The organism is Arthrobacter sp. 7Tela_A1, from assembly GCF_049311065.1.
Taxonomy (GTDB): Bacteria; Actinomycetota; Actinomycetes; order Actinomycetales; family Micrococcaceae; genus Arthrobacter_B.
The window spans coordinates 16,596-40,464 of the sequence record NZ_JAXIOO010000030.1; the positions used below are offsets into that span (position 1 = coordinate 16,596).

Annotated in this window: 25 protein-coding genes; 17 read left to right on the plus strand and 8 right to left on the minus strand. The window is 66.1% G+C overall.

From position 1 onward, the window contains the following. Positions 1-221: 221 nt before the first annotated feature. Positions 222-713, minus strand: a complete 492-nt coding sequence (locus TVB01_RS12485) for a hypothetical protein (RefSeq protein WP_055240695.1) — start codon at positions 711-713, stop codon at positions 222-224. A 77-nt stretch (positions 714-790) separates the two neighbouring features. On the opposite strand from TVB01_RS12485, the gene TVB01_RS12490 reads away from it, so the two are divergent. Then, positions 791-2,104 carry a hypothetical protein gene (locus TVB01_RS12490; RefSeq protein ID WP_422456233.1) on the plus strand — a complete coding sequence of 438 codons (1,314 nt, stop codon included), beginning with the start codon at positions 791-793 and terminating at the stop codon, positions 2,102-2,104. 19 nt (positions 2,105-2,123) lie between these two features. Here the strand turns inward: TVB01_RS12490 and TVB01_RS12495 are convergent, their stop codons facing one another. Further along, positions 2,124-2,336 carry a hypothetical protein gene (locus TVB01_RS12495; RefSeq protein ID WP_404321083.1) on the minus strand — a complete coding sequence of 71 codons (213 nt, stop codon included), beginning with the start codon at positions 2,334-2,336 and terminating at the stop codon, positions 2,124-2,126. Positions 2,337-2,419: 83 nt separating this feature from the next. On the opposite strand from TVB01_RS12495, the gene TVB01_RS12500 reads away from it, so the two are divergent. Further along, positions 2,420-3,493: a DNA polymerase IV gene (locus TVB01_RS12500; RefSeq protein ID WP_422456234.1), complete on the plus strand. Its 1,074-nt coding sequence runs from the start codon at positions 2,420-2,422 to the stop codon at positions 3,491-3,493. Positions 3,494-3,520: 27 nt separating this feature from the next. On the opposite strand, the gene TVB01_RS12505 is transcribed toward TVB01_RS12500, so the two are convergent. Continuing rightward, positions 3,521-4,531, minus strand: coding sequence for an NADPH:quinone reductase (locus TVB01_RS12505; protein WP_422456235.1), 1,011 nt, complete (start codon positions 4,529-4,531; stop codon positions 3,521-3,523). Between the two features lie 242 nt (positions 4,532-4,773). Between TVB01_RS12505 and TVB01_RS12510 the strand changes: the two genes are divergently transcribed. From TVB01_RS12510 to TVB01_RS12535, 6 genes are all read left to right on the plus strand, one after another. Continuing rightward, positions 4,774-6,336, plus strand: a complete 1,563-nt coding sequence (locus TVB01_RS12510; protein WP_422456236.1) for an LTA synthase family protein — start codon at positions 4,774-4,776, stop codon at positions 6,334-6,336. A 117-nt stretch (positions 6,337-6,453) separates the two neighbouring features. Further along, positions 6,454-6,582 (plus strand): hypothetical protein, encoded by a 129-nt coding sequence (locus TVB01_RS12515; protein WP_422456237.1) that lies wholly within the window; start codon positions 6,454-6,456, stop codon positions 6,580-6,582. Positions 6,583-6,878: 296 nt separating this feature from the next. Next, positions 6,879-8,036: a N(5)-(carboxyethyl)ornithine synthase gene (locus TVB01_RS12520; protein ID WP_422456238.1), complete on the plus strand. Its 1,158-nt coding sequence runs from the start codon at positions 6,879-6,881 to the stop codon at positions 8,034-8,036. A 71-nt stretch (positions 8,037-8,107) separates the two neighbouring features. Next, positions 8,108-8,902: a hypothetical protein gene (locus TVB01_RS12525; protein ID WP_400487766.1), complete on the plus strand. Its 795-nt coding sequence runs from the start codon at positions 8,108-8,110 to the stop codon at positions 8,900-8,902. A gap of 102 nt (positions 8,903-9,004) precedes the next feature. Then, entirely contained in the window at positions 9,005-9,619 is a 615-nt protein-coding gene (locus TVB01_RS12530) for a TetR/AcrR family transcriptional regulator (protein WP_400487768.1), read from the plus strand. A 1-nt stretch (position 9,620) separates the two neighbouring features. After that, positions 9,621-10,415 carry an NAD(P)H-dependent oxidoreductase gene (locus TVB01_RS12535; protein ID WP_422456239.1) on the plus strand — a complete coding sequence of 265 codons (795 nt, stop codon included), beginning with the start codon at positions 9,621-9,623 and terminating at the stop codon, positions 10,413-10,415. A gap of 33 nt (positions 10,416-10,448) precedes the next feature. Here TVB01_RS12535 and TVB01_RS12540 read toward each other — a convergent pair whose 3' ends face one another. Next, positions 10,449-11,165, minus strand: coding sequence for an SDR family oxidoreductase (locus TVB01_RS12540; protein ID WP_422456240.1), 717 nt, complete (start codon positions 11,163-11,165; stop codon positions 10,449-10,451). Positions 11,166-11,257: 92 nt separating this feature from the next. Here TVB01_RS12540 and TVB01_RS12545 point away from each other — a divergent pair, with 92 nt between their 5' ends. Next, entirely contained in the window at positions 11,258-12,154 is an 897-nt protein-coding gene (locus tag TVB01_RS12545; protein ID WP_422456241.1) for a LysR family transcriptional regulator, read from the plus strand. Positions 12,155-12,292: 138 nt separating this feature from the next. Continuing rightward, positions 12,293-12,949: an SRPBCC family protein gene (locus TVB01_RS12550; protein WP_152229006.1), complete on the plus strand. Its 657-nt coding sequence runs from the start codon at positions 12,293-12,295 to the stop codon at positions 12,947-12,949. A 196-nt stretch (positions 12,950-13,145) separates the two neighbouring features. On the opposite strand, the gene TVB01_RS12555 is transcribed toward TVB01_RS12550, so the two are convergent. Continuing rightward, complete coding sequence (locus TVB01_RS12555) at positions 13,146-13,619, minus strand: ASCH domain-containing protein (protein ID WP_152229055.1); 474 nt, start codon at positions 13,617-13,619, stop codon at positions 13,146-13,148. Positions 13,620-13,807: 188 nt separating this feature from the next. Between TVB01_RS12555 and TVB01_RS12560 the strand changes: the two genes are divergently transcribed. The 6 genes from TVB01_RS12560 (at position 13,808) to TVB01_RS12585 (ending at position 19,485) form a co-directional block, all read left to right on the plus strand. Continuing rightward, the gene (locus TVB01_RS12560; protein ID WP_422456242.1) at positions 13,808-14,044 is read left to right on the plus strand and encodes a hypothetical protein; all 237 of its coding nucleotides are present in this window, start codon (positions 13,808-13,810) and stop codon (positions 14,042-14,044) included. 108 nt (positions 14,045-14,152) lie between these two features. Further along, the gene (locus tag TVB01_RS12565) at positions 14,153-14,416 is read left to right on the plus strand and encodes a hypothetical protein (RefSeq protein WP_422456243.1); all 264 of its coding nucleotides are present in this window, start codon (positions 14,153-14,155) and stop codon (positions 14,414-14,416) included. A gap of 166 nt (positions 14,417-14,582) precedes the next feature. Next, complete coding sequence (locus TVB01_RS12570) at positions 14,583-16,082, plus strand: MFS transporter (protein ID WP_400487780.1); 1,500 nt, start codon at positions 14,583-14,585, stop codon at positions 16,080-16,082. 147 nt (positions 16,083-16,229) lie between these two features. After that, complete coding sequence (locus TVB01_RS12575) at positions 16,230-17,690, plus strand: APC family permease (protein ID WP_091608490.1); 1,461 nt, start codon at positions 16,230-16,232, stop codon at positions 17,688-17,690. Then, positions 17,687-18,133: a hypothetical protein gene (locus tag TVB01_RS12580; protein WP_152229009.1), complete on the plus strand. Its 447-nt coding sequence runs from the start codon at positions 17,687-17,689 to the stop codon at positions 18,131-18,133. The genes TVB01_RS12575 and TVB01_RS12580 overlap by 4 nt, the downstream gene beginning before the upstream one ends. Before the next feature lie 2 nt (positions 18,134-18,135). Continuing rightward, positions 18,136-19,485: a dipeptidase gene (locus TVB01_RS12585; protein WP_422456244.1), complete on the plus strand. Its 1,350-nt coding sequence runs from the start codon at positions 18,136-18,138 to the stop codon at positions 19,483-19,485. Between the two features lie 46 nt (positions 19,486-19,531). On the opposite strand, the gene TVB01_RS12590 is transcribed toward TVB01_RS12585, so the two are convergent. The 3 genes from TVB01_RS12590 to TVB01_RS12600 all read right to left on the minus strand — a co-directional run bounded on the left by TVB01_RS12590 (position 19,532) and on the right by TVB01_RS12600 (position 23,177). Continuing rightward, a complete protein-coding gene (locus TVB01_RS12590) occupies positions 19,532-20,374 on the minus strand; it encodes a class II glutamine amidotransferase (protein ID WP_400487785.1) in 843 nt (280 codons plus the stop codon). Positions 20,375-20,701: 327 nt separating this feature from the next. Continuing rightward, entirely contained in the window at positions 20,702-22,348 is a 1,647-nt protein-coding gene (locus TVB01_RS12595) for an FAD-binding protein (protein ID WP_422456245.1), read from the minus strand. 1 nt (position 22,349) lies between these two features. Further along, entirely contained in the window at positions 22,350-23,177 is an 828-nt protein-coding gene (locus tag TVB01_RS12600; protein ID WP_422456246.1) for an SDR family NAD(P)-dependent oxidoreductase, read from the minus strand. Between the two features lie 82 nt (positions 23,178-23,259). Between TVB01_RS12600 and TVB01_RS12605 the strand changes: the two genes are divergently transcribed. After that, entirely contained in the window at positions 23,260-23,853 is a 594-nt protein-coding gene (locus TVB01_RS12605; protein ID WP_422456247.1) for a TetR family transcriptional regulator, read from the plus strand. The last annotated feature ends 16 nt before the right edge of the window (positions 23,854-23,869 follow it).

Genomic DNA, 23,869 nt, shown 5'->3' on the forward strand with positions numbered 1-23,869 from the left:
GCTGGCCACTTGGCAGGGACGGCCTCCTGGCAGGGCCATCTGGCGACCCCGGCCGTTCGGCAGCACCCCCCACCACGCACCGTCATCTGGCAGGGCCGGCGGTTCGACAGCCTCAGCCACACAGGCGCAGGGCCCGCAGGGCCATATAGCAGAGCCGGCCATTGGACAGCACCCGCCAGGCAGAAGCAGCACCGGCGCCGCTTACCCGTCAGGGCACCCGCTTACCCGGCAGGCGGAAGGGCGGGCTTCCTCCTCCACCGGAACAGGAGATGCAGCAGCCCGACGAAGAGGGCATTCCCGGCAAGGGTCCCGACGGCGACAAGCACCGCTCCGATTGCCCACAGCCCGGAGTCATCCGTCAGTGCAGCGCTCAGGATCCATGACGCCGTGAACGCCGCAGGCATGATCAGGATGACGGCGGACGGCTTCAGCACCTCCGTGCCGAGCCAGGCGAGGAACGCCCAGGAAATAAGGCAGGACCGGACCTGCCACCACTCATACGGCCCGGACGACGAACCGGTTACCGGATCAATGTCCCGCTGGGTGTCCCACCCGAACCAGCCCCACCAGAGTCCGGCGCTGAGCACGGCGAGGGCAATCATCGCCAGGGCCGTTCGCCGGCGGCTCCTGCCGACCGAGTCCATCCGGTCCTGCCACTTCGAGCCGGGAGCAGCTTCGGTCTGCGCCTTTGCCTGAGACTGCTCAATGTCCATCTTCTGCCTGCTCTCTCGCCCGCCCCATCGTGGGGTGTTCCTTTCCAAACTACCTAGCCGCAGGTATGTTCAGCGCCATGGGCGATCCTTTTCTGTCATTCTCCGAAGCATGGTCGCAACGTGCTGAACGTCTGGGCGGGCACGCGGGGCCCTCCTGGGCGCCGGTATGCGCAGCCGTGGCCTTGGCAGCCTTCCTCGCCTCCACGATCCTCGTCATGAGCGGCGCACTGTTCTGGCCCGGCGCTGAAGTCTTCCAGCTCATCGCTTCGGTGTTCCTCGGCCCGCTCGCCTTGACCTTCGCCGTCCTGGTGCTGTGGTTCCGTTCCGGCGGAATATCCGCTCCGGCGGCGTTGGTCACCGCGGTGCTGACAATTCCTGCCCTGGCGCTGGCTGCCCTGGCACTGGCCAGCTGGTCAGCCGGTTTTGCGGTCGCGGATGCCGGCGGAGTGTTCACCTGGTTCGAAGCCTCATCCGTGCCGCTCGGCGGCGCAGCATGGATCGCCGGAACGGCAGCCCTCATCCCTCCTGTAAGTTGCCTGCTGCGGCTTCGATCCGACTACGCCCGCACTGCAAAGATTGTCCTGCTCGCGGCCGTGGCGGCGCTCGCGCTGGGACTCCTTTATGTCACGGTGCTTCCCGCCGGACCGCTCGCCGCCGCTGCAGTACTCTTCCTCGCGCTTCGGTCAGGCCAGGACAAGGAAGGCCAGGACAACGAAGGCCAGGCCAGGGAGAGCCAGGCCAAGGAGAGCCATGGACCGGACGCGCACCGCACGGAGGGTGCAGTCCGGGGCAGTAATTCGCAGGATCTCCTTCACCCCGTGGCGGCACGGCCCGAACCGGTTCCGGTATCCCGCGCCGTGCGGACCTCCGTAGCCGGGATCGCGGCGGCCACCCTCCTCATTGGGCTGCTGAGCGCCTGGTTCGCCCTGTTTGGCAGCGGCACGTCCCTGGCAGGGAATTCAACGGAAGCCATGAACCTGGGTCTGGCCGCCGGTGCCCTCAACGCCATTCCGGTAGTCCTGGCCCTGGGCATGGTCCTCGTTCCGCGTTTCGGCCGGGTCCTTACGGGGTCGGCGGTGCTGGCGAGCGCTGGCCTCGCCACGGAGTCAGCGGCCCAGCTGGCCGGCGCCGGGCATCCGGTCCAGTGGCCGCTGACCGTGGCTGCGGGACTTCTGCTCGGCGTCGCGCTCGTGTTGCCGTTTGCACGGCTCATACCGGGTTCGACGGCGGTTCGCGTCTGCGCGACCGCGGCAGCTGGACTGGCTGCAGCAATTGTGGGCCTGAACGTTGTGGCTGCTGCGGGCTTTATCGCACCCATAGTGGCGGGGGCGCTGCTGGTCTGGTGTTTCGCTCGGCCTTCGCAGAGCCCGGCTGTCCTTCAGGGCGCATAATACCCACGCCGAAAGCGTCTCAGGCACTCTCCCGCATTTGCTCCCGCCGGAAACTCCACCACTGATACAGACCGTAGACGCCGATGGAAAACAGAAATATCACGGCGATTGTCCTCCACCAGGTGAAGGGGTCGAAGACGCCAAACAGCACGGCCAGAAGAATGGTCGAAACGCTCATCAGCGGATGTGGGATCCGGTCTTCCTTCCCGGACGGGCGGCCGCCGTTTCGCATAGTCTGTCCTCCCCGTCGGCAACGTTCGGACCACCCTACGCCACCCGGTGACCACGGAGCTGTTCTAAGGCACACTAGGTCGCGTGAGCTCAATTCCCTGGGTACTGCACGTTGACCTCGACCAGTTCATCGCCGCGGTCGAGGTACTGCGGCGCCCTGAGCTGGCCGGCAAACCGATCATCGTCGGCGGCCGCGGCGATCCCACCGAGCGGGCCGTGGTCTCCACCGCGTCCTATGAAGCCCGCGCCTTCGGAGTCGGTTCCGGCATGCCGCTGCGCATCGCGGCCCGCAAAGTGCCCGACGCCGTCCTGCTCCCGGTGGATGCCGAAGCCTACCTCGCGGCGTCGGACGAGGTGATGGCCACCCTGCGCGCCCAGCCCGGCGCCGTCGTGCAGGTCCTTGGCTGGGACGAAGCGTTCGTTGGCGTCAATACAGAGGACCCGGAAGCCTATGCCCGGCAGCTCCAGGCCGCCGTGCTTGAACGGACGCAGCTGCACTGCAGCGTGGGCGTGGGCGACACCCTTGTCCGGGCCAAGAACGCCACCGACTTCGGGAAACCTGCCGGCGTCTTCCGGCTCACGGCAGAGAACTGGCTCACCGTGATGGGAGCCAAACCCACGAAGGAACTGTGGGGCGTTGGCAACAAGATCTCCGCCAGGCTGGCGAAGCTCGGGATCAAGACCGTCGATGAGCTGGCAGCGGCTGACCCGCAGTCGCTGGTCCCGGAGTTTGGGCCGAAAATGGGCCCCTGGTATGCCTCGCTTGGACGTGGGGACGGCTCCAGTACTGTCGATGACACACCGTGGGTGGCGCGCGGCCACAGCCGCGAGACCACATTCCAGACCAACCTCACCGAGCCGGACCAGGTGAACGACGCCGTTTCACAGCTGGCTGCCGAGGTCCTGAAGGACGTGGAAGCCGAGGGGAGGCCGGTTATTGGCCTAACCCTGAAGGTCCGCTACGCCCCTTTCACCACCAAGACCCACGCCCGCAAAATCCCCGAGACCTTCGACCGGGGAGACGTGCTGGCGCGGGCGCTGGATCTGGCAGGGAATATTGAGCCGGGCCGCCCCATCCGTCTGCTGGGCCTGCGGGCGGAAATGACAATGCCCGACGACGCCCGGCAGGGACACACGCCTACACGCGGCGGGTGGTGAAGCCCGCCGCGCGCCGGAAGCAGTAGGTCAGTCCCCTACTTGGATCAGGATCTTGCCGGTGGTGCCGTTCTCCACCGCATCGTGGGCGGCGGCGGTTTCCTCCAGCGGGAACCAGGTCAGTGGAAGGCCCGTTTCCTCACCCACCGGAAGTGCGCCGTCCTGCAGTGCAGCGGTGATGTCTTCCACCGCGGCCAGATGTGCCGCTTCGCCAACCGTGTAGACGAGCACACCCTGCCAGCGGACGTTCTTGGCGAAGCTGGCCACGATCGGCACGGTGAATTCCTCGCCGTTGTTGTTCGCGTAGTAGGCGACGCTGCCGTGGTTGGCGATCACCTCGACGTCGAGTGCCGCGTTCTGTGCCGGGGAGACCTCCACAATGTGGTCGACGCCGTCGGGCGCGATTTCGCGGATGCGGTCAGCTTCGGAGTCATCGGGATAACGGACAATGTGCCGGGCTCCGGCAGCACGGGCCAGCTCTGCCTTCGCGTCAGAGCTCACCGTTGCAATGACGTCAGCTCCTGCCCAGGCGGCAAGCTGGATCGCGGCGTGCCCCACGGCTCCGGCACCGCCCTGAACCAGCACCGTTCGTCCGGCGAGCGCCCCGGGAGACAGCCGGGACGGCCCAAACTCGTGCACCGTGAGCGCACGGTGGGCCGTCATGGCCGGCACACCGATGCTCGCACCGACGTCGAAGCCCACGCCGTTCGGCAGCGGGACCACACGCCCGGCCGGCAGGACTGCGAATTCCTGCGCGGTTCCCGTGGGACGGCCGTGGGCTGCCAGGAACACCCACACGCGGTCCCCGGGTTGCAGGCCCTCAACCCCCTCGCCCACGGCGTCGACAACGCCGGCGCCGTCCTGGTTGGGTACCACCTCGGGGAAGGGAACACCTCCGGCGCGGGCCTTCCAATCGGTGGGGTTCACCCCCGATACGGTGATGCGGACCCGCACTTCGCCGGGGCCGGGATCAGCAACCTCACGCTCGGCGAGGGAGAGGACAGAGGACGCTCCGGGCTCGGAGTAGACGATTGCTTTCATAGTGGAGACCAAGGCGATCCCACGCTGATCTATTCCCTGCACGCAGGTCTTCGGTCCGGACTTTTCCCCGCCGCAGGTACCGGTGCAAGTGGCTTTGGGAGCCAGCCGCCGGGGCGCAGGCGGATGACGCCCAGTTGAACGAGGCATAATAGCCAACTAAGATGCTTGAACCCAAGGACTGTCCGGATGTCAAGGCCAGCCATATTTTTCGCCCACACTGCTTAGGAATGCGAGGTGCTGCCATGTCTGGTCGGTTTCTACATGCGACCCGGCGCGGCAGCGTCGTCCTGGGACACGTCCTGGTCTATGTCCTGATTTGGGCCGGCCTGTTGATGCTCAGCGCCGCTGCGGTCATCCATTACACGTGGGGCCGGATCTCCTTCAGCCAGATGCTCCTGAACCTCAAGTCGGTGGATCCCGACGGCGGCGGCGGTGCCATTGTGTGGACCGCGATCCTTGCCATCGGCGTCGCTCCGGTGCTCCTGACGCTGGCTATCGCCTTCTTCCAGCAGCGCCGCCGCCGCAAGCGGAAGCACCTCGCCGCGCGGCAGGCCCACCGGCCGAGCTGGACCATGCGGGTCATTGCCACGTTCCTGGTCTCCGCGGTGGTTGTTGGCGGCACCACGGCATTCGTCACCACGGTGGGGATCGCGGACTACATCAAGGCAGCGAACTCCAAGTACGACGTCGGCAACTACTACGTGGAGCCCACCGTCACCGATGCGGACAGCAAGCGGAACCTGGTGCTCATCTATCTGGAGTCCGGGGAACAGACCCTTGCCGATGACCAGCTCTTCGAAAAGGATGCCTTTGTTCCCCTGAAGGAAGTCACGCAGGAAGCGGACGGCTGGCAGACCATCGAGGATTTCCAGCAGTACCAGGGCGGGGGCTGGACCATGGCGGGCCTGGTCTCCACCCAGTGCGGCATCCCGCTCAAGGGCACGGTTTTCGGTGCCGGCGACAGCACGGCCACCGACGCCAAGAGCGTGGGCAGCGGCGATGTGGACACCTATCTGGGCGGGGTCACCTGTCTTGGTGACATCCTGCAGGAGCAGGGCTACACCAGCACTTTCCTGGGCGGCGCGAGGTCCTCGTTCGCCGCAAAGGACACCTTCCTGAGCGGCCATGGCTACTCCCAGGTCAAGGGCCTGGACGATTGGCGGGCTGCCGGCGAACCGGAGAACAGCTTCCGCAGCGACTGGGGCCTCAGCGATGAGCGGCTGATGGCCAACGCGAAGGAAGAGGTCGATCGGCTGCACGCGCAGTCCGAGGAAACCGGCCAGCCGTTCAACCTCTCGGTCCTGACCCTGGACACCCACGAACCGGTGCATATCTACGACTACTGCACCGTGGACACCGAGAATAAGGTCACCTCTGCGTTTGCCTGCTCGATGACCCAGGTCGCAGGCTTCGTCGAGCACATGAAGGCACAGGGCTACCTGGAGGACACCGCCGTCGTCATCATGGGCGACCACCTCAAGCACATGAGCGCCGGTGACGCCTTCCATGAGCAGCTGGACCACCACGAGAACCGCACCATCTTCAACCGGATCTGGGTTCCGGGCGGGACGGCCACCGAGCCCCGTGCCGGCGTCGACCAGCTGAGCATGCTGCCCACCATCCTGGAAGCCGCAGGGCTGACCGTGCAGGACCGCCAGGCCGGCCTCGGCGTCTCAGCCTTCGCTCCCACGGTCCCGGAGGGCTCGGCGCAGGCTGTTGAGCCGGACGTCTACGCCGAGCTGATGGAATCGCTGTCGCCGGATTTCTACACCGATGCCTGGGCCAACGAGGCACTCGCGCGCTAGCCGGCGCCACCGAAATGCCTGAGGGGTGACACCGCTGGTTGTACGGGTGGACGATGGGAAGACCGGCTGAGGCAGTAGGCTTCCCCGCCCCGGCCCAGAGAAAGAAGGGCAGATCCCATGGCAGATATCGGCGGAATGGCAGACAAGGCGAAGGACGCAGCCCAGGACAACCCGGAGAAGGTTGACCAGGCCAAGGACAAGATCAAGGACGTCGCCGACGGCAACAAGGACGACGAGCAGAAGTAACAAGCAGACCGATACCGGGCCGCCCCTTGGCAGGGCGGTCCGGCTTTTTTGCTGAAGACTTGGCGAGCCGCTGGCGGTACTGGCCAACGAAGCTGTTCCTGAACCTGTAGGGTGCGGGGTCAGGAGCCTTTCGGTTCCGTTACAGGAGCGAACATGTCAGACAAGTCCCCGCGCCAATCAGCATCCGCCAAGTCCAGTAAATCCATCAAGGAAAAACGCGCCGCTAAGAGGGCCGCGGCAGAGTCGCCCAGCCCCACCGAAAAGGCCACCGGCACCCAGGCTGCAAGCCGTAAAAAGTGAGTGCCCCTTCGAACGGCCTCACGCTGGGAATTATCTCCAGTACGCGGAAGCCGGCTGAGCGGCGCCTGGCGATCCATCCGCTGCACGTTGAGCGGATCGATCCCGAGCTTCGGCAGCAGCTCATCCTCGAAGAGGGCTACGGCCAGATGTTCGGCGTTTCCGATGATGTCCTCAAACCCCTCGTGCGAGGGATGCTGCCGCGCGAGCAGCGGCGCGCGGAAGCCGACGTCGTCCTCCTCCCCAAGCCGCAGCCCGCGGACCTGGCCGAATTCCGGGACGGCCAGACGCTCTGGGGCTGGCCGCACTGCGTACAGGACCGGGCGATCACCCAGCTGGCGATCGACAAGAAGCTGACCTTGATTGCCTTCGAGGCGATGAACCACTGGAAGAGCGACGGCGGCTTCGGCCTGCATGTGTTCCACAAGAACAACGAGCTGGCCGGCTACTCCTCCGTGCTGCATGCCCTGGCTCTCACCGGCTCCACGGGCGACTACGGCCGGCGGTTGAGCGCCGTCGTCATCGGCTTCGGTGCCACCGCCCGCGGTGCAGTCACCGCCCTGAACGCGCACGGCATCCACGACGTCCAGGTGCTGACCAACCGTGATGTCGCAGCCGTCGGATCACCGATCCACTCGGCGCGGATCATCCAGTTCGACCATGATCCGAAGGCACCGTTCCTCAGCGAAGTCATTACCGAACACGGCCGGGTACCGCTGGCACCGTTCCTCGCCGAAGCGGACATTGTGGTCAACTGCACCCTGCAGGACCCCAACGCACCGCTGACCTACCTGCGCACCGATGACCTGGCCGGTTTCCGGCCCGGCAGCCTGATCGTGGATGTTTCCTGTGATGAAGGCATGGGTTTTGAGTGGGCGAAGACCACCACGTTCGCGGACCCCATGTTCCAGGTGGGCGAACACATCGACTATTACGCCGTCGACCACAGCCCGTCCTACCTCTGGAATTCCGCCAGCTGGGAGATCAGCGAAGCACTGCTGCCCTTCCTGGAAACGGTGCTTGCGGGGCGGGAGGCCTGGCAGGACAACGACACCATCCGGAAAGCCATTGAAATCCAGGACGGCGTCATCCGGAACAAGGATGTTCTCCAGTTCCAGCAGCGCGAGGCCGCCTACCCGCACGCCGCGCTGGGCTAACGCCATTCAGGCGGAGGCAGGGCTGCAATGCCGCTAGGGTGGGACAACTGTTCACATTCTCCGGGGGAATCATGAGAAAAACCGCTGCCGTCCCTGTCCTTGCCCTGTTGCTCCTTACCGGGTGCACGGATACCGAGTCTGAGGCTTCTTCTCAGACCGCATCACCGTCGGCGCCGCCGTCGTCCACCGGACAGCCCGCCGGGCAGTCCGCCGGAGCGGACGGAGCGGCGTCCGAGGCAACCGAAGAGCAAACCTGCTCCGAACTGCTCGGGACCGATGGCACGGGTCCTCTGTACCAGGCAATCTCCCTCGTGCGGATCGAGGACGGGACCTTCGGTTTCACCGGATCGCCTGAGGCCGCCGGAGCTGTCGATGAAACGCTCCGGGGCCTCGCGGCGGATGCACCGCCCGTAGTGGAACCGCCGCTGGCAGAGCTGACCCAGGCGATGGGGGGCGTTCTCACGCTGGCCGAACCATCAACGGGGTCTGCCGTATCCTTCGATCCCTTCGCCTGGACGGACACCATCGGGGACATCCTCGCTGTCTGCGCCCGCTACGAGGTTGGCCTGGCGAAGCCGGCCGCCGAGGGCGCCAGTGCCGCGTACCCGGGTTACCCAATGGTCGTGAATGCCTCGTCCGTGGACTACCGCGTCGCAGCCTGGTTCAGCGGCAGTCTTGTGGACGGCCGGCTCGTGGCACTCGCGCCGGGCCTGTACGGGCCTTACAACCCGGAGGTGCCTGATCTTTCGCTTTACTACGTCTCCACGGCGGTCGCCGGTGACAGTGCCGTGAAACAAACCGTCTTCCCCGGTTCCGGCGGCACGGCGTCGTGGTCCGGCGTCCGGCCCGGCACCGAGGAACCGTAGGCTGGCTGACCGGGTTGCTGACCGGGACATGAACACCTCTGGACACTAACGGTTACCAACGGTAAGTTACCACTAGTAAGTTACCGATTTCCGGGAGCCGGCATGACCAACGTTGCAGCCCAGCCACGGCGCCGCCTCTCCAGGCAGGAGCGCAGGACCCAGCTTCTGGAAGTGGCCCGCGAATTGATCCGGGATGCTGGAACCGACGAGTTCACCCTCGGCCGCCTGGCCGAACGCGCAGGCGTGACCAAGCCGCTGGTGTACGGCCACTTCGGTGACCGGGCCGGCGTGTTCGCCGAGCTCTACCGAGAGTTCGAGGAACGGCAGCGGAAAACACTGGCGGCCGCCCTGGCCGACGCAGAGCCGGACGTGACCGTCGTGGCGGGACTGGTTGCCGGCGCTTATATCGACTGCTGCCTTGCCGAGGGCAGGGAACTGGCCGACGTCGTCGCCGCCCTGGCGGGTTTCTCCACCCTGGCTGGAATCCGGCAGGAGGCCGAGGACGCCTACCTGGCGATGTACCGGGAGGCGCTGGAACCCTTCACGGGTCCGCCCAGCCTCGCCGGGCTCCAGGCCGTCACCGGCGCCGGAGACGCCCTGGCCCGGACCGCACTGAGCGGCAGGATCAGCGCCGCCCAGGCCCGCAGCACACTCACCGCGGTCGTTCTCGCCGTCGCAGGCGGCTCCCCAAAGACCGCCGGCACCCAGGAGGCCTGACATGCCAATCATCCATCCCCCGAAACCGGGCAGCGCTCTATGGGTAACCGCCCATCCGCGTGCCGCATCCCTCAATGGCCGGCTGTTCCGTGAAGGGGTTAGCGCGCTGTCGACCCGTTATCAGGTGGCGACGTCGGACCTCTACGCCCAGGGATTTAATCCCGTTCTGGGTGACAGCGACCTTGGCGGCCTTGCAGGCGTACCGGGCAACCTCGCAGTCCAGGCAGGGGAATCCTATGCCGCCGGCCAGTTGCCGGCTGAGGTGCAGGCGGAGCAGGCCAAGCTCGCCGCAGCCGAGCTGCTCGTCCTGCAGTTTCCGCTCTGGTGGTACGGTCCCCCGGCGATTCTGAAGGGCTGGTTCGACCGCGTGCTCACCGACCAGTTCGCCTACGGGGACCTGGATCCGGAGCTCGGCGTGCCCCGGCGGTACGGCGACGGCGGGCTCGCCGGGCGAAAGGCACTCGTCCTGGTGACCGCCGGGGAAGACGAACGGTCGATTGGCCCGCGGGGCATCAGCGGCGACCTGGAGTCATTGCTCTTCCCCCTCACCCACGGAGTGCTCTGGTACACGGGCGTCGAGGTCCTGGACCTCCATGTGGTGTACGACGCCGATGCCCTGGATTCCACGCAGGTGGACCAGGAGGTGAAGCGGCTTCGGGAGCGGCTGGACGCCCTGGACTCGGAGACGCCCCGCCGCTTCCGGAGCCTGCGCGGCGGCGACTACCGCGGCACCCGTGCCCTGCGCGCCGATCTCCATCCCGGCCGCACTGATCTGGGGATTCACCGGACCGATTGACCGGTTGTCACGGACCTCAGCTGCGTGGCGGGGTCACCAGGGCACGGCACCGCCGTCGTCGAAGAAGCCGCCGCGGGGGCCGTCGTCCGGGAGGGTCGCGAGGTGCAACGCAATCGCGGCCCCTTGCTCGGCTGTGCGCGGGGCGTTGAATCCAGTGAAGTCGGTGGCCACGTAGCCGGGACAGGCAGCATTGATGATGATGTTCGAGCCGGAGAAGGCACGGGCGTACTGCGTCGTAATGCTGTTCAGCATTGACTTCGACGGCGCGTAGGCAGCCAGGACGGGCCCCGTTTGAAGGGCCAGCGAGCCCATGTTGCTGGACATGTTGACGATTCGCGGCGAGGCAGCGCGGCGCAGCAGGGGCAGCATTGAGTTGGTCACCCTCACCGCTCCGAAGACGTTGGTGTCCAGCACCGTGTGCAGCACGCCCAGGTCAAGGGTTGTTGGATCCTGCGCTCCGGAGTCGGTTCGTCCGGAAATGCCGGCGTTGTTGATGAGAACATCGAGCCGTCCGGCCTTCTCTTCGATGACCGAGGCAGCCGCAGCCACGCTGGCATCGGACGTGACGTCGAGGGATACCCCCACCGCATCTAGATCCGCGGCACGCAGCTTCTCGACGGCGTCGTCCCGCCGCACCTCATCCCGGGCCCCGACAAAGACGGTGTATCCCAACCGCCCAAGGCCTTCTGCGATGGCGTAGCCGATTCCTTTGTTGGCGCCTGTGACCAGCGCGGCTTTGGTGTTATCCATGCTCTTCATCATGGGTCCGAGGTGAACACGGCGTCCAAGACCAACTCAGTACACTGTGATACCCGAGAGGTATCACCTGTAAGGTGCGGTGTGTGATCGAGCTCGAGACCCGGGAACTGCGGTACTTTGTGGCCGTTGCGGAACACCTGCATTTTGGGCGGGCAGCCCTGGAGCTCGGCATTGCCCAGCCGCCGCTCTCCCGTGCAGTTTCCCAGCTGGAGCGACGCCTCGGCGTCCGCCTCTTTGAACGCAACCGCCGCGGCGTGGCCCTGACCGATGCGGGACAGGTGCTCCTGCGTGAGGCCAGGGCAACCCTTGAGGCCGCCTCGGCCGCGGCACGCCGGACGCAGCGAGCCCAGGACCCAGGGCGGGCATTGGTACTGGCCTCCAAGGCTGGAGCCTCCCATGCCCTGCTGCAAGGACTCCTTGAGGCCTCTACACGTCAGGCTGGGATGCCAGCGCCTGAGGTTCTGCTGTGTGAGGTAGGCCAGCAAGCCGGTTTGCTGCGCAGCGGACGCGCCGATGCGGCCTTGATGCATCAGCCAGTGGATGACTTCACAGGCTTGGATGCCGAACCTTTGTTCGCTGAGGGGCAGGTCGTGATCCTGCCGGCCCGGCACCCGCTCGCGTCACGTGATCAGCTTTCCCTGGCGGAGGTCGCTCACGTTCCGGACCTGCCCATGGCTCGATGGCCGCGCGTCGACGGGAGTTACCCGGACGGCCCCGGACCCGAAGTCCATACCCAATCCCAGCTTGCCCAGCTCGTTGCGCTCGGCAAAGCACTGCTCGTCATCCCTGCCTCCAGCGGTGCCTGGCAGTGGGCCGGACACGTTGCCGTACCCGTGCCGGACGCACCGACAATCACAACCGTTCTCGCCTGGCCGGCAGGACCACCCTCGCCTGGCGTTGCTTCCCTCATCAAAGCGGCAAAAACTCTCCGCGCACCTGCCAAACACGATGCCCTCCTGGAAGTGAACGACGGGAACTAGGCTCCGGGTCTGAAGGGCGGAAAGCCAGCGTCGCTAGCCATCGCGCGGCGCCCCGATAGGTCCGGGGACATCCGCCCCCCGGCGCCGGGCCGGTCTATCTCCGTTGCCCTCGAGGCGCACCGGTGCCATATTTGGCCCATGCGATGGACACGGCGCCTGGCGGGCGCGGCAGCAGCCGCGGCAGTTTTTGCAGCCGTGTTCCTCGCTGCACGCCGCGTTTCCCTGCGGTGGGGTGCCACGGACGATGAACTGCGGATGCCGCTGCCTGGCGACGAACTGCTTCAGGCACCCAACCTCACGGCGACCCGCGCGATCAGCATCGCCGCGCCGCCGTCGGCGGTGTGGCCCTGGCTCACCCAGCTCGGCCAGAACCGCGGCGGCTTCTACTCCTACGACTGGCTGGAGAACCTGGTTGGGCTGGGAATCCACAGCGCCGATGCCATCGAACCGGAGCTGCAGGTCCGTTCGGTCGGCGACGAGGTCAACCTCGCCCCGGGCGCGGCACTGCTGGTTGCCGCGCTCGACGACGGGCGCGCCCTCGTCCTCAGCGTCGGCGTCAACGGCATCGACGGCACGATCGCCGAAGCACCCTTTCAGTTCACCTGGGCCTTCGTCCTGCTGCCCCAGCCGGATGGATCGACCCGTCTCGTGGTGCGCGAACGGTATGTCTACCTCACCGGCTGGACCGGGGCGCTCGTGGAACCGGTGGAGATGGTCAGCTGGGTCATGACCGAGCGGATGCTGCGGGGCATCCGCGATCGTGCCGAACGCGGGCCCTCCCCTGAGCGCGCCTGACCGACAGCTGCCGCCGAGGTTCCCGCCGCCGTCGGGCACCGGTTATGCCGTCCGCTCCGCGCGCCGTGAGCCCGCCTGCTCTACGAAGCTACGGGTTACGACGCCGAGGGCAGGGACGGTGACTACCTGCTCTTTGGCAAGGTGCTGGGCGGGGCTCCGCCGTCATAATGCATGCAGCGGCGGGCCCTGTGTTTGTTCAGCAGTCCCCGCTCACCTGATCTGCGTACTGAGGCGGCCAGACGACCCTGAAGCGTTCGAAGACTATTTCGTCGGCTTCAGACCACTGGCGGCCCTGGGCCGCCGAAACCCGCGTCCAGTACCGGCGGTGCTCACACTGCCAGCTTTCGAGGCTCAGGTCATCTTCCCCTTCTTCCCGGGCAAAGGCCGCGTCAGCCGTAGGAAAGGACCCCAGCCGCAGTTCGATGCTGCGCAGGATGACCTGCGGTGTGCCCGTCCCGTCGCAGGCGATCCAGTGGGATCCGATGCGGGGCACCGCGTCACCCCTGGCCAGGAAGTCCGCGACGAGTTCCGACGTCGCGCGCTTCCTCCCGCTGAGCACGTGGGCGAGAAGTTCGTCAGCGAGCCGTCGCGTATCCCCGAAATGCTCCACGGTGTATTCCGGGCAGGCGGCCGCCGCCTCCGGGTGCGCGGCGGAGTACTTCTGCCACATTCGGATGGCCGCGTCCTGATCAACTGGGTGTACCGGGTCAGATTCCACCAGCCCATGATGTCAGGCCCGCTCGCGAAGATAGGCATATGTCCCAGTCACAGCCTGCACACCGCGCTAAAACCGGGCCTGTTCAAAATTCCCGCCGCCGTTTAGGGTCTGACTAACTGACAATCGGGGGACAAGAACACATGGGGAACCGAATTGCGGGCCCTGCGGCCGCGCTTCTGTTGGGCGCACTGCTGGCGGGCTGCGGACCGGCGGACGCTGAGATCGATGAAGCCCAGGCCGTCGCGGAGGCGAAGGCCAATCCGGTCCCGACACCCTGGGATCCGCGGCCCTGCCCCGGCGGCGAAATCCTGCAGACGGATTCCTCCGGCACTATCCAATCCATCAGGCCGGACTGCTTCGACCAGGCCCGGGTCTAAGCAGTCGCTGAGTTCCCGGAACCGCTGCCTGCAGGCATTGACTGGCATTTCCGCACCATCAATTATTTTGATCCGGAAGAGAACCCATCGCTCGAAGTGCCGGTGATCATGGACGGCAACCAGGACGTTCAGGTGGCCGGCTTCTGGCTCTGCGCGTGGATGGATTCATATCTGCAGGCGGTGGACAGCGATGACGCGTCCGGGCAATCGGACAGCCTGGCGTACCTGGACAGGTACACCCAGCTGCCGGCGGTCCAGGCGCACTTCGTCAACCCCGAAGACTTTGAGGCCAACGTGATCGCTCCGGCTCAGGCCGGTGATCCAACAAGCATTCGCAAGTTTTTCCAGACCTGCGGCGCCTACCGGAGCTAGGCCTGCCCGGAAAAGGCCTGGGCCCCGCCGGGAAAACAACAGTGGATCCGCGCGGATTCTCCCCGCTCAGGTACCCCTATCGGCTGGAACCCCTCGCAAGGTGAAAGTACCTGACTTACCGTGGCATAAGGTGCACCGGGGGCTGGCCAGGGGAAGGAACCGGGCGATGAACGACTCCGCGGAGGCCAACGGCCGGGCGGGCGGTGTGCTCGCCGCCACCTGCATCTCCACCCTGGTGGTGAATGCGAACACCTCGGCGGTTAGCATCCTGCTTCCCGCTATCTCTGCGGACACCGGCACCTCCGTGGATACCCTCCAGTGGGCAGTAACCGGCTACTCGCTGGTCGGTGCTGCGGTGATCGTCACGTCAGGCTCGCTCGGCGACGTCTTCGGACGGCGCCGGGTCTTCCAGCTGGGGCTGCTGCTTTTCGTTCTCTCCTGCGTCATCATCGCATTAGCCGGCACCGGCGGAATGGTCATAGCCGGACGCCTCATCCAGGGAGCGGCCGGAGCAACCATTCTGGCGTGCGGAATGAGCCTGCTGTCAGTGGCCAACTCGGGTGACGCGCAGCTTCGGGCGGTATCACTGTGGGGAGCGGCGGCGGCCGTGGGCGCCGCCGCCGGCCCCCTGGCGGGCGGATTGCTGGTCGACGCCACCGGCTGGCAGGGGCTGTTCTGGATCGACGCCGGAATCGCCGTCGTCTGCGTTGTGCTCACCGCGGCAACCGTTGCCGAATCCCGGGATCCGAACCGGCAGCAGGCCATCGACTACGCGGGCACCATCCTGATTGCGCTGACGCTGACTCCCCTCATTCTGGGCGTTTCCAAGAGCGGTGACTGGGGCTGGTTCTCGATTGCCACGCTTGGCTGCTTCGCCATCACGGTTGTTGCCGGCTACGCCTTCATCGCCGTCGAGCGCCGGGTGGCGGTTCCGCTGCTGGACCTCTCCCTGCTGCGCAACCGTGTGCTGGTAGGTTCGACCGTCGCTATCCTCATCGGAGCTGGAACCATCAATGCACTCATGTACCTGCTGAGCCTGTACTTCCAGGACCCCTCCACCCTGGGGTTCAGCCCACTCCAGGCCGGCCTGGCCACTCTTCCCGCCACCGCGGGCCTCGTGATCGTGGCTCCGCTCGTGCCCCGGCTGGCAGCGAAGGTGGGCGGCCGGCAAACCGTTGGCATCGGGTTCGCCCTGACCACCGCCGGCTTTGTCATTGTCGGTTTCACGGAGGCGACGTGGGCCTATCCCCTGTTTCTGCTGCCGCTGGTTGCCATCGCGGTGGGGATGGGCCTCTCCAACGGTCCGGCGTCATCGGCTGCCACCGCAGCAGTGCCCGGAAACCAGGTGGGCGGCGCCTCGGGGATCTCCAATATGGCCCGCTACGTCGGGGCAGCGGTTGCCACGGCGCTGGCCGCCACCATCTACGGCAATGTCGTCAGCGCGCAGACAGCTGAGGGCGCCCCCGCCGGGGATGCCCTGGCCTCGGGGCTGACAGCTGCCGCATGGGTGATGGCGGTGTTCAGCCTGCTTGGCGTGCTGATGGCCTTCGTGATGGGTCGGCACCGGCGGGTCCAAGGCACCCTGCAGGACGCCGCCGCTTCCGCAGCGGCTGCCACGTTCACTTTGCCAACAACGGCTACCTCCCGGCCCACCAGTATCACGTAAGCATCTCTTTTCGCCTGAGCCGACCCCATTCACTTGACATCACTGGTTACCTCCTGAGGCCGGTTTCATACTGAACTCATCATTAGGCTGGCCTACCTGATTCGGAGGCATTCTCATGACTGCGCACGCGATACCAAGTGAGTCACCATGAGCACCGCCGACATTCCGATAGACGGCTCAGGGTCGACGGCGGCGGCCCGGACCCGCCCCACCAGCACCCAGTGGATTTCCTGGATTGCACTGGCAATGATGACCACCAGTTCGGTGGCCAGCCTGCGGGCAGCACCCACAATGGCCGTCTACGGCCTGGCCTGCGTTTTCCTGTACCTGCTGCCTGCCCTGGTATTCCTGCTGCCCACCTCGCTTGTCTCCGCGGAGCTCGCTTCGGGCTGGACGGGCGGCGTCTACAAATGGGTTTCGGAGGGAATCTCAAAGCCCATGGGCTTCCTGGCCGTGTGGTGCCAGTTCGCCATGACCATCTTCTACTACCCCAGCCTGCTGGGGTTCGTCGCGAGTACGCTCGCCTATGTCATTAATCCCCAGCTCGCGAGCAGCGGGGTGTGGACGGCCTGCGTAATCATCGTCGTCTACTGGTCCGGTGTGTGGGTGTCCTCGCGCGGCACCAAAGGCGTGGCGGGGCTGGCCAGCGGCGGGCTGATCATCGGGACACTGGTTCCGGGCGTTGTCCTGGTGACCCTCGGCGTCGTCTTCCTGGGACAGGGCAATGAATCTGCGGCGCCAATGACCGCCGAAAATCTGTTCCCGGTCTGGGCCGGGCTCTCCAGCCTGGTGCTGATCGTCAATAATTTCCTCTCCTACTCCGGGATGGAAATGAACGCCGTGCATGTATCCTCGCTGAAGAATCCGGCGAAGGAATATCCCAAGGCGATGTTCCTGGCCATGGGACTGGTGCTCGCGATCTTTATCCTGCCCGCCCTGGCTATCGCTTGGATCGTTCCGGCAGAGGAGCTCTCCCTCACCGCCGGTGTCATGCAGGCGTTCGACGCCGTCTTCGCGAATTTTGGCTGGCAGTGGCTGACGCCGATCGTCGGGATCATGCTGGTGACGGCGTCCCTGGGCGGCATGCTCACCTGGCTGGCCGGGCCGTCCAAGGGGCTGCTGCTGATATCGAGGCAGGAAGGTTACCTTCCGCCGTTCCTGCAGAAGCTCAACAAGAACGGTGTCCAGCAGAACATCCTGGTGGTCCAGGGAATCGTCACCACGGTGATCGGCCTGGCCTACGCGCTGCTGCCAAACGTTTCGAGTGCGTACTGGATTTTCTCCGTCATCACCACCCAGGTGTACCTGATCATGTACCTGCTGATGTTCGTGGCTGCGGTCCGTCTGCGGCAGAAGCACCCGGACCATCCGCGCGGGTTCCGTGCCCCCATGCTCCTGGGGCTGTGCGGTGTGGGCTTCGCGGCCTCCCTGGCGGCGCTGCTGGTCGGGTTCGTGCCGCCGTCGCAGTTCGCGTCCGGCAATCCGGGGATCTACGTCCTGATTGTTGGCGGCGGCGCCCTGGGCCTGGGCCTTCTGGTGCCGTTCCTGTTCTACCGGTTCCGTAAGCCTTCCTGGAAACAGGACGCACTGCCGGAGGTGGAGTCATGAGCACGCCGGTGGAGCATCAGCCAAAGCGCGAGCGCACCTGGATTTACATAGTTGCCGTGGTGCTGCTTATAGGCATGGGGCTGTGGGCTGTTCTCGCCTTCGGGGCTGCCAGGCAGTCACGGGAAGCAGGGGAGAAAGCCGACAGGTTCATTACGCTGGTCGAGGCCGCCGGCGTAAACACTCCGGACAAGGACCAGGTGGTCCGCATCCTGGGCGACGACGGCGGGGCGGCCTGCGCCAATCCGAACGCGGCGCTGAGCCGGGCAACCCTGAATTCGATGCTTGCCAACGGAGCCACGGGCCCCGGCGCCCGGCCGGTGATTTCCGACCGCCGGGCGGTCCTGGGACAGCTGCTGATCATCGAGGTTTACTGCCCCGACGAGCTGGATGAGTTCAAGGCCTCGATCGAGGACCTAAAGACCGACGACGTGACAGGAACCTGACCATGGATCCACGGGAACGCGTGGCCCGGCTGATGCCGCAGGCACACCAGGAACTGGCCGAGCTGGTTGCGATTAAGTCGGTGGCCGATCCGCGGCAGTTTCCGCCGGAAGAGTGCCAGCGGGCCGCGCAGTGGGTGAGGGATAAATTCGCGCAGACCGGTTTCACCGATGCCCGGCTGGAGGAGACACCGGACGGCAGCATGGTAGTTCTCGGTTCTCGGCCCAGTGCCGACCCGCAGGCACCCACCGTGCTGCTGTACGCGCATTACGATGTCCAGCCGCCGCTTGATGACAGTGCCTGGCGGACTCCGCCGTTTGAGCTGACGGAGGTGGACGGCCGCTGGTTTGGGCGCGGCGCGGCGGACTGCAAGGGCAACATCGTGATGCATCTGGCGGCCCTGCGGGCATTGGGCGAGAACATCCCGGTAAACCTCAAACTCGTCGTCGAGGGTTCGGAGGAGCAGGGCACCGGCGGGTTGGAGGCGTTCGTCGAGTCCCATCCGGATCTGCTCCGTGCTGACGCGATCCTGGTCTGCGATACCGGCAACGCGGCAGTGGGTTCGCCGGCGGCCACGGTGAGCCTGCGCGGGATGGTCAACGTCGTCGTGGCGGTTGAAGCCCTCAACTCGGAAATCCATTCCGGGATGTTCGGCGGACCGGCACCGGATGCCCTCGCTGCGCTGGTGGTACTGCTCGGCAGCCTCCGCGATGCACAGGGGAACACGACCGTCGCCGGTCTGGACAACAGCCGCCACTGGTCCGGCGCCGCCTATGACCCGGAGCAGTTCCGCCGGGACGCAGGCGTGCTCGACGGCGTCTCGCTGCTTGGGGACGGCACTGTCTCGGACATGCTGTGGTCGCGGCCTGCGCTCACGATTCTCGGCATCGACTGTCCGCCCGTGGTTGGGTCCGCCGCCGCGATCGTTCCGCGCGCGGCGGCCCGGCTAAATCTCCGGATCCCGCCGGGCACCGCCCCCGAGGCCGCGGAGCGGGCCCTCACCGCGCATTTGAAAGCGGCAGCTCCGTGGGGAGTACGCATCACCGTGGATGTTGAGGCAACCGGGTCACCCTTCGAGGCGTCCACTGAGGGTCCCGCGTTCAAGGCCCTGGCCGCTTCCGCCCGGGAGGCTTACGGCCGCCCCATGACAAGCCTCGGCCAGGGCGGTTCGATTCCGCTGTGCAACGTCTTGCAACAGACGTATCCCAACGCAGAGATCATCCTCATGGGTGTGGAGGAACCCCAGGCCCTCATCCACGCCCCCAATGAAAGTGTGGCTCCCAGCGAGATCGAAAATATGGCACTGACCGAGGCCCTTTTCCTGGCACGGTACGGCGCTGCGAACGCGCGTTAACTGGGACCGGCCGCGGTTGGATGCCGGGGCCGGTGGAACTCGGGTCTCAGACCGCGACCGCAGGAGCCACGGGTTCAAACGGATACTGCTCCTGGTCACCGCCTCGCACGACGACACCCGTTGCCTCCGGCACAGCCTGCCACGCGCCGCGGAGGTCACCCAGCGGCTCGCTGACCACCAGCCGCGAATCCTCCGAGAGCTTACCGAGCAGTTCATGCTCCGGATACTGCTCCTGGAGCGTCGCGATGTCGCTGCTGACAAAGAGCGTCCGCGAGTCCCGCACGCTGGAGTACCGGAACGCCCACGTCGTCTCACCGTCGGTGGTGGCAACGGTCATCTGGACGGGATGCTCGACGCCGCGGCGCTGCCCGGTCTCTTCGATGAAGCCCACGGCCTCGGCGACCGCCGCGCGGGGGTCCTGTTCCAGCCCGAAGGTCAGCGCGAGGTAAAAGAACATCTCCGAGTCCGTTGATCCTTCGATCTCCGGGTAGAGGCCAGGATCCACCGCCATGGCCAGGTCCCGCTTCACCTTTGGAAAGTCCGTGAGCACGCCGTTGTGCATCCAGAGCCATTTGCCGTGGCGGAACGGATGGCAGTTCGTCTGCTGGATGGCTGTGCCGGTGGTGGCCCGGATGTGCGCGAAGACGCGGCGGGCAGACGCCTGCGCAGCGAGTTCGCGCAGGTTGCGGTCGTGCCACGCTGGTTCGGTGCTGTGAAAGACGCCGGGAGTTGGCTCGGTGCCGTACCAGCCGACGCCGAACCCGTCGCCGTTAGTGGTCTCCACTCCCATGCGCGAGTGTTTGCTCTGCATCACCAGGGAGTTCACGGGTTTGTAGAGAAGGTCATCCAAGCGGACGGGGGAACCGGAATACGCTAGCCAGCGACACATGTCGACTCCTTCGGATCGGGCCGGAGTTCAAACCGGCGGTCCGAGGGGTGGGCTTCACGTAGTGTAGCTACGCTCGGGCCGCAAGGTCAGTGGACCACAGAACCAGGGGAACTTCCATGGGCCCCCGTAACTGTCCACGGGGTTCTGAGGCCCTCGGCTTGAACCTTCGGGGAGATAACGCAGTTTGAGGGCCCTCCGCTGAAACCTTCGGGGAGAAAACGCTGTTCTGGAGCGCTGCAGGCAGCGTTATCTCCCCGAAGGTTGAGCCGGGAACCGGCTAGACAGCCTTATCTCCCCGAAGGTTTCCCCACAGCGGCCTGGGAGCAGTCACGTGGCTTGGCGGTCTTCTTCGAGAACGCTCGGCACGGCTGAGGCATCAGCGAGGAGCGACGCCGCGTGCGCACCGGCCCGGCGTCCGCTGAAGACACAGTCGGCCAGGGACAGTCCGCTGATGTAGCTGTTGGAGCAGACTCCGACAGCCGTGCGCCCGGCGGCATACAGACCGGGGATGGCGGAACCGTCCTCGCGCTTCACCAGCCCGGTCTGCCCGTCGACCACCAGCCCGCCCAGGGTCAGGCCGGGGATCGGCGAAAAGGACGACGCGTCGTCGGAGATGTTCACCGCGTAGAACGGAGCCTTGGTGACGGGATGGCACACGTCGGCTTCCTTGTGCGCGGGGTCGCCGGCATCCGAGGCGATTCCGGAGTTGTACGCGGCGACCGTTTCCATCATTGCTGCCGGGTCAACACCGGTCTTCGCGGCGAGCGCTTCGAGGGTGCGGGCACGTGTGTGGCCGAGCGTGAAGGTGAACGCTGCCGTGAGCTTGTGGAAGATCTGGGTCTGGGTCCAGAACTGCCGGCGGGCCTTCTTCCAGTTGTCGGCGTCGTAGACTGCCCAGCCCTTGCCTCCGAACTGGCGCATGAGCACGTTTCCGTGCGTGGCCCCGTAGAGATCTTCGTTGGCGATGCGGCGGCCGTTGAGGCCAACGGTCACCCCTTCGATGAAGGCGCTGGGCGGGGAAAGGAACCGCCATGCCGTGACATTGCCCATTTTCGCGGTTGTGCCGCCTGCGTCCATGCCCAGCTGGATGCCGCTGCCATCGTCGCCGGGTGTACCGAGCGGCGAGATTTTCGTGAACTCCGGCGCATGCTTGGCTACCCACTCTTTGTTGTAGATAAAGCCGCCGGCAGACAGGATCACCGTGGAGGCATGCGCTTCGCGCTCCACCGCCCCTTCCTCCCAGATGCGTGCAATACGCTCCGTGGTTCCCTTGACCAGATCCGGTGCCCAGTTGCCGATTTTGGCCGAGCCCTTCGTCATCCGCCGGTGGCGTGCGGCGCCGGGGTGGGACTGCTCGAGCACGCGGTATTTCACGCCGCTGACTGCGCCGTCGTTCATGATGAGGCCGGTGACCCTGGCAATCGGGATGAAACGTACCCCTTTCCGCATGGCTGACTCGGCGAGGCGGGTCCACAGGACCTTCCCCGAGGCGAGGCCCTTGGCTACCGCCCGGTGTCCGCGTGGAGCGGGCGTGGCCGTTTCCCGGTAGGGATGCGCTTTTTCGTTCCCGGAGAAATACAGGTAGTGCTTGTCGGTCGGGTAGGACGTTTTATAAGGCGCGACGGCGCTGCCAAAGGACACGCCATGGCGCTCCAGCCACGGGATCATCCCGGCGCTTTCCTGGCAGAAGCGGCGCAGTGTTGCCTCGTCGACGGCGTCCCCGGCTTCCTGCCGGAGGTAGGCGAAGAGGTTTTCGGGAGTGTCGGTATAGCCGGCCTCGGTTTGGTACCGGGTGGCGCCGCCGGCATACACCACTCCGCCGGACAGCGCGCTGGCGCCGCCGCCGTAGGAGCTGTCCAATACGAGGACGCGGGCACCGCCGTCCGCTGCCTCAATCGCTGCGGCGGCGCCGGCGACGCCGAAGCCAACGATGACGACGTCGTAATCCTGGTCAGTGTTGTTTTGCGGTGTCACGTTAGATCGTCTCCCCGGCGTCGGCGAGCAGGACGCTGCCGGTCATGATGGCGGACAGGTCACTGGCGGCAAAGAGGACAACGCGGGCAATGTCATCCGGGGTGCCGGTGCGCCCGATCAGGCTCTGGTTCATGACGTCCATCTCCGGCAGCTCGATTCCCGCGGCGGCTGCCTGTTCCATCATGGCCGTGGCCATCGCCATGTTGCCTTCGGTCGGGACGTAGCTCGGAGCAACGCCGAGGACGCGGATGCCCAGCGGTGCGAATTCCAGCGCCATTGCCTTCGTCATGCCGCGGACTGCGTGCTTTGAGCTCACGTATGCGGAGAGGCCGGGCGCGGGTGCCTGGAAACCTGCGGTGGAAACTATGTTGACGATGACGCCTCCGCGGCCGGCCATCTGCTTCGCTGCTTCGCGGGCCCCCAGGAAGGTGCCGCGGGTGTTCACCGCGTAGACCTGGTCCCAGGCCTGAACCGACATGTCCGGCACCGGCACGCTGGGGAAGAGGCCGGCGTTGTTGACCCACACGGTGATGGCGCCGATGGCGGCGGCGGCTTCATCGGCGCCTGCCGCTACGGACTCTTCATCCGTGACGTCCATTCGCACGCCCACGGCCGTGACGCCGTACCGCTCCCCAATGGAGCGGGCGGCTTCGGCGGCAAGGTCAAGGTTCAGGTCGGCGAGGGCGACGTTGGCGCCGGCTTCGGCGAGCCGCTCGGCGGTTGCCCGGCCCAGGCCCTGCGCGCCACCGGTAATGAGTGCCGCGCGTCCCTTCAAGGCAATCAGATCGGCAATGGGTTGTGCGGACACATCGGGAAAAGGAAAAGACACGGTGACCTCCTTGGCACGTGCACGGATAGTTATGTCACGGTATGCCATAACTCTGTTCCTGCCTAGTGGCTAGGCTAGGCGGATGGAGCACAACAGACCGCGGATCGGCCGGCCGCCCCTTGCCGACCCGGAAGTCCTGCGGTCGAGGCTGCTCGGGTTCATTGACGGGGCGGGCTACGACCAGGCGTCGATGGGATCGCTCGCTGCGCAAGTCGGGATGAGCGTGCGCACGCTGCACCGCTACTTCCCCGCCAAAGCCGACATTGTCTGGGGCGGGATCGAATCGTCGATTGAGACGCTCACGCGGGAACTCGATAACGCCGACGACGGTCTTCCGGTCTTCGAGGCCGTAGCCGGCGCCGTCTCCCGGGTTTTCGACCAGAACGCCGAGGACCTCGCGGTCATGCGTGTTCGGCTCCGGCTGATAGCACTCACCCCCGAGCTCCGGGCCAACCAATCTGCCACGTTCGAGGCCTGGCGCCACGCCATCATAGGGTTCGTAGCGCGGCGCCGCGGCGAAGACGCACGGGGCCTCGTCGCCGTCACCGCCGGGACGGCAGTGCACACAGCAATCCTCGAAGCGCTCAGTTGGTGGGCGCTGCACAGCGAGGCCACCGACCCGGCAGCCACCATTGCAGCAGCACTTTCCGGCCTGGGTGCGCTGAGCGTGTCCTAGCCGGGCGGGCGGGCGC

Excerpts from the sequence above, each read along its gene's own strand:
- TVB01_RS12485 (WP_055240695.1), bottom strand. The coding sequence starts at position 713 with ATGGACATTGAGCAGTCTCAGGCAAAGGCGCAGACCGAAGCTGCTCCC.
- TVB01_RS12490 (WP_422456233.1), top strand. The coding sequence starts at position 791 with ATGGGCGATCCTTTTCTGTCATTCTCCGAAGCATGGTCGCAACGTGCT.
- TVB01_RS12495 (WP_404321083.1), bottom strand. The coding sequence starts at position 2,336 with ATGCGAAACGGCGGCCGCCCGTCCGGGAAGGAAGACCGGATCCCACAT.
- TVB01_RS12505 (WP_422456235.1), bottom strand. The coding sequence starts at position 4,531 with ATGAAAGCAATCGTCTACTCCGAGCCCGGAGCGTCCTCTGTCCTCTCC.
- TVB01_RS12510 (WP_422456236.1), top strand. The coding sequence starts at position 4,774 with ATGTCTGGTCGGTTTCTACATGCGACCCGGCGCGGCAGCGTCGTCCTG.
- TVB01_RS12515 (WP_422456237.1), top strand. The coding sequence starts at position 6,454 with ATGGCAGATATCGGCGGAATGGCAGACAAGGCGAAGGACGCAGCCCAG.
- TVB01_RS12525 (WP_400487766.1), top strand. The coding sequence starts at position 8,108 with ATGAGAAAAACCGCTGCCGTCCCTGTCCTTGCCCTGTTGCTCCTTACC.
- TVB01_RS12530 (WP_400487768.1), top strand. The coding sequence starts at position 9,005 with ATGACCAACGTTGCAGCCCAGCCACGGCGCCGCCTCTCCAGGCAGGAG.
- TVB01_RS12535 (WP_422456239.1), top strand. The coding sequence starts at position 9,621 with ATGCCAATCATCCATCCCCCGAAACCGGGCAGCGCTCTATGGGTAACC.
- TVB01_RS12540 (WP_422456240.1), bottom strand. The coding sequence starts at position 11,165 with ATGGATAACACCAAAGCCGCGCTGGTCACAGGCGCCAACAAAGGAATC.
- TVB01_RS12550 (WP_152229006.1), top strand. The coding sequence starts at position 12,293 with ATGCGATGGACACGGCGCCTGGCGGGCGCGGCAGCAGCCGCGGCAGTT.
- TVB01_RS12555 (WP_152229055.1), bottom strand. The coding sequence starts at position 13,619 with ATGTGGCAGAAGTACTCCGCCGCGCACCCGGAGGCGGCGGCCGCCTGC.
- TVB01_RS12560 (WP_422456242.1), top strand. The coding sequence starts at position 13,808 with ATGGGGAACCGAATTGCGGGCCCTGCGGCCGCGCTTCTGTTGGGCGCA.
- TVB01_RS12565 (WP_422456243.1), top strand. The coding sequence starts at position 14,153 with ATGGACGGCAACCAGGACGTTCAGGTGGCCGGCTTCTGGCTCTGCGCG.
- TVB01_RS12570 (WP_400487780.1), top strand. The coding sequence starts at position 14,583 with ATGAACGACTCCGCGGAGGCCAACGGCCGGGCGGGCGGTGTGCTCGCC.
- TVB01_RS12575 (WP_091608490.1), top strand. The coding sequence starts at position 16,230 with ATGAGCACCGCCGACATTCCGATAGACGGCTCAGGGTCGACGGCGGCG.
- TVB01_RS12580 (WP_152229009.1), top strand. The coding sequence starts at position 17,687 with ATGAGCACGCCGGTGGAGCATCAGCCAAAGCGCGAGCGCACCTGGATT.
- TVB01_RS12585 (WP_422456244.1), top strand. The coding sequence starts at position 18,136 with ATGGATCCACGGGAACGCGTGGCCCGGCTGATGCCGCAGGCACACCAG.
- TVB01_RS12590 (WP_400487785.1), bottom strand. The coding sequence starts at position 20,374 with ATGTGTCGCTGGCTAGCGTATTCCGGTTCCCCCGTCCGCTTGGATGAC.
- TVB01_RS12605 (WP_422456247.1), top strand. The coding sequence starts at position 23,260 with ATGGAGCACAACAGACCGCGGATCGGCCGGCCGCCCCTTGCCGACCCG.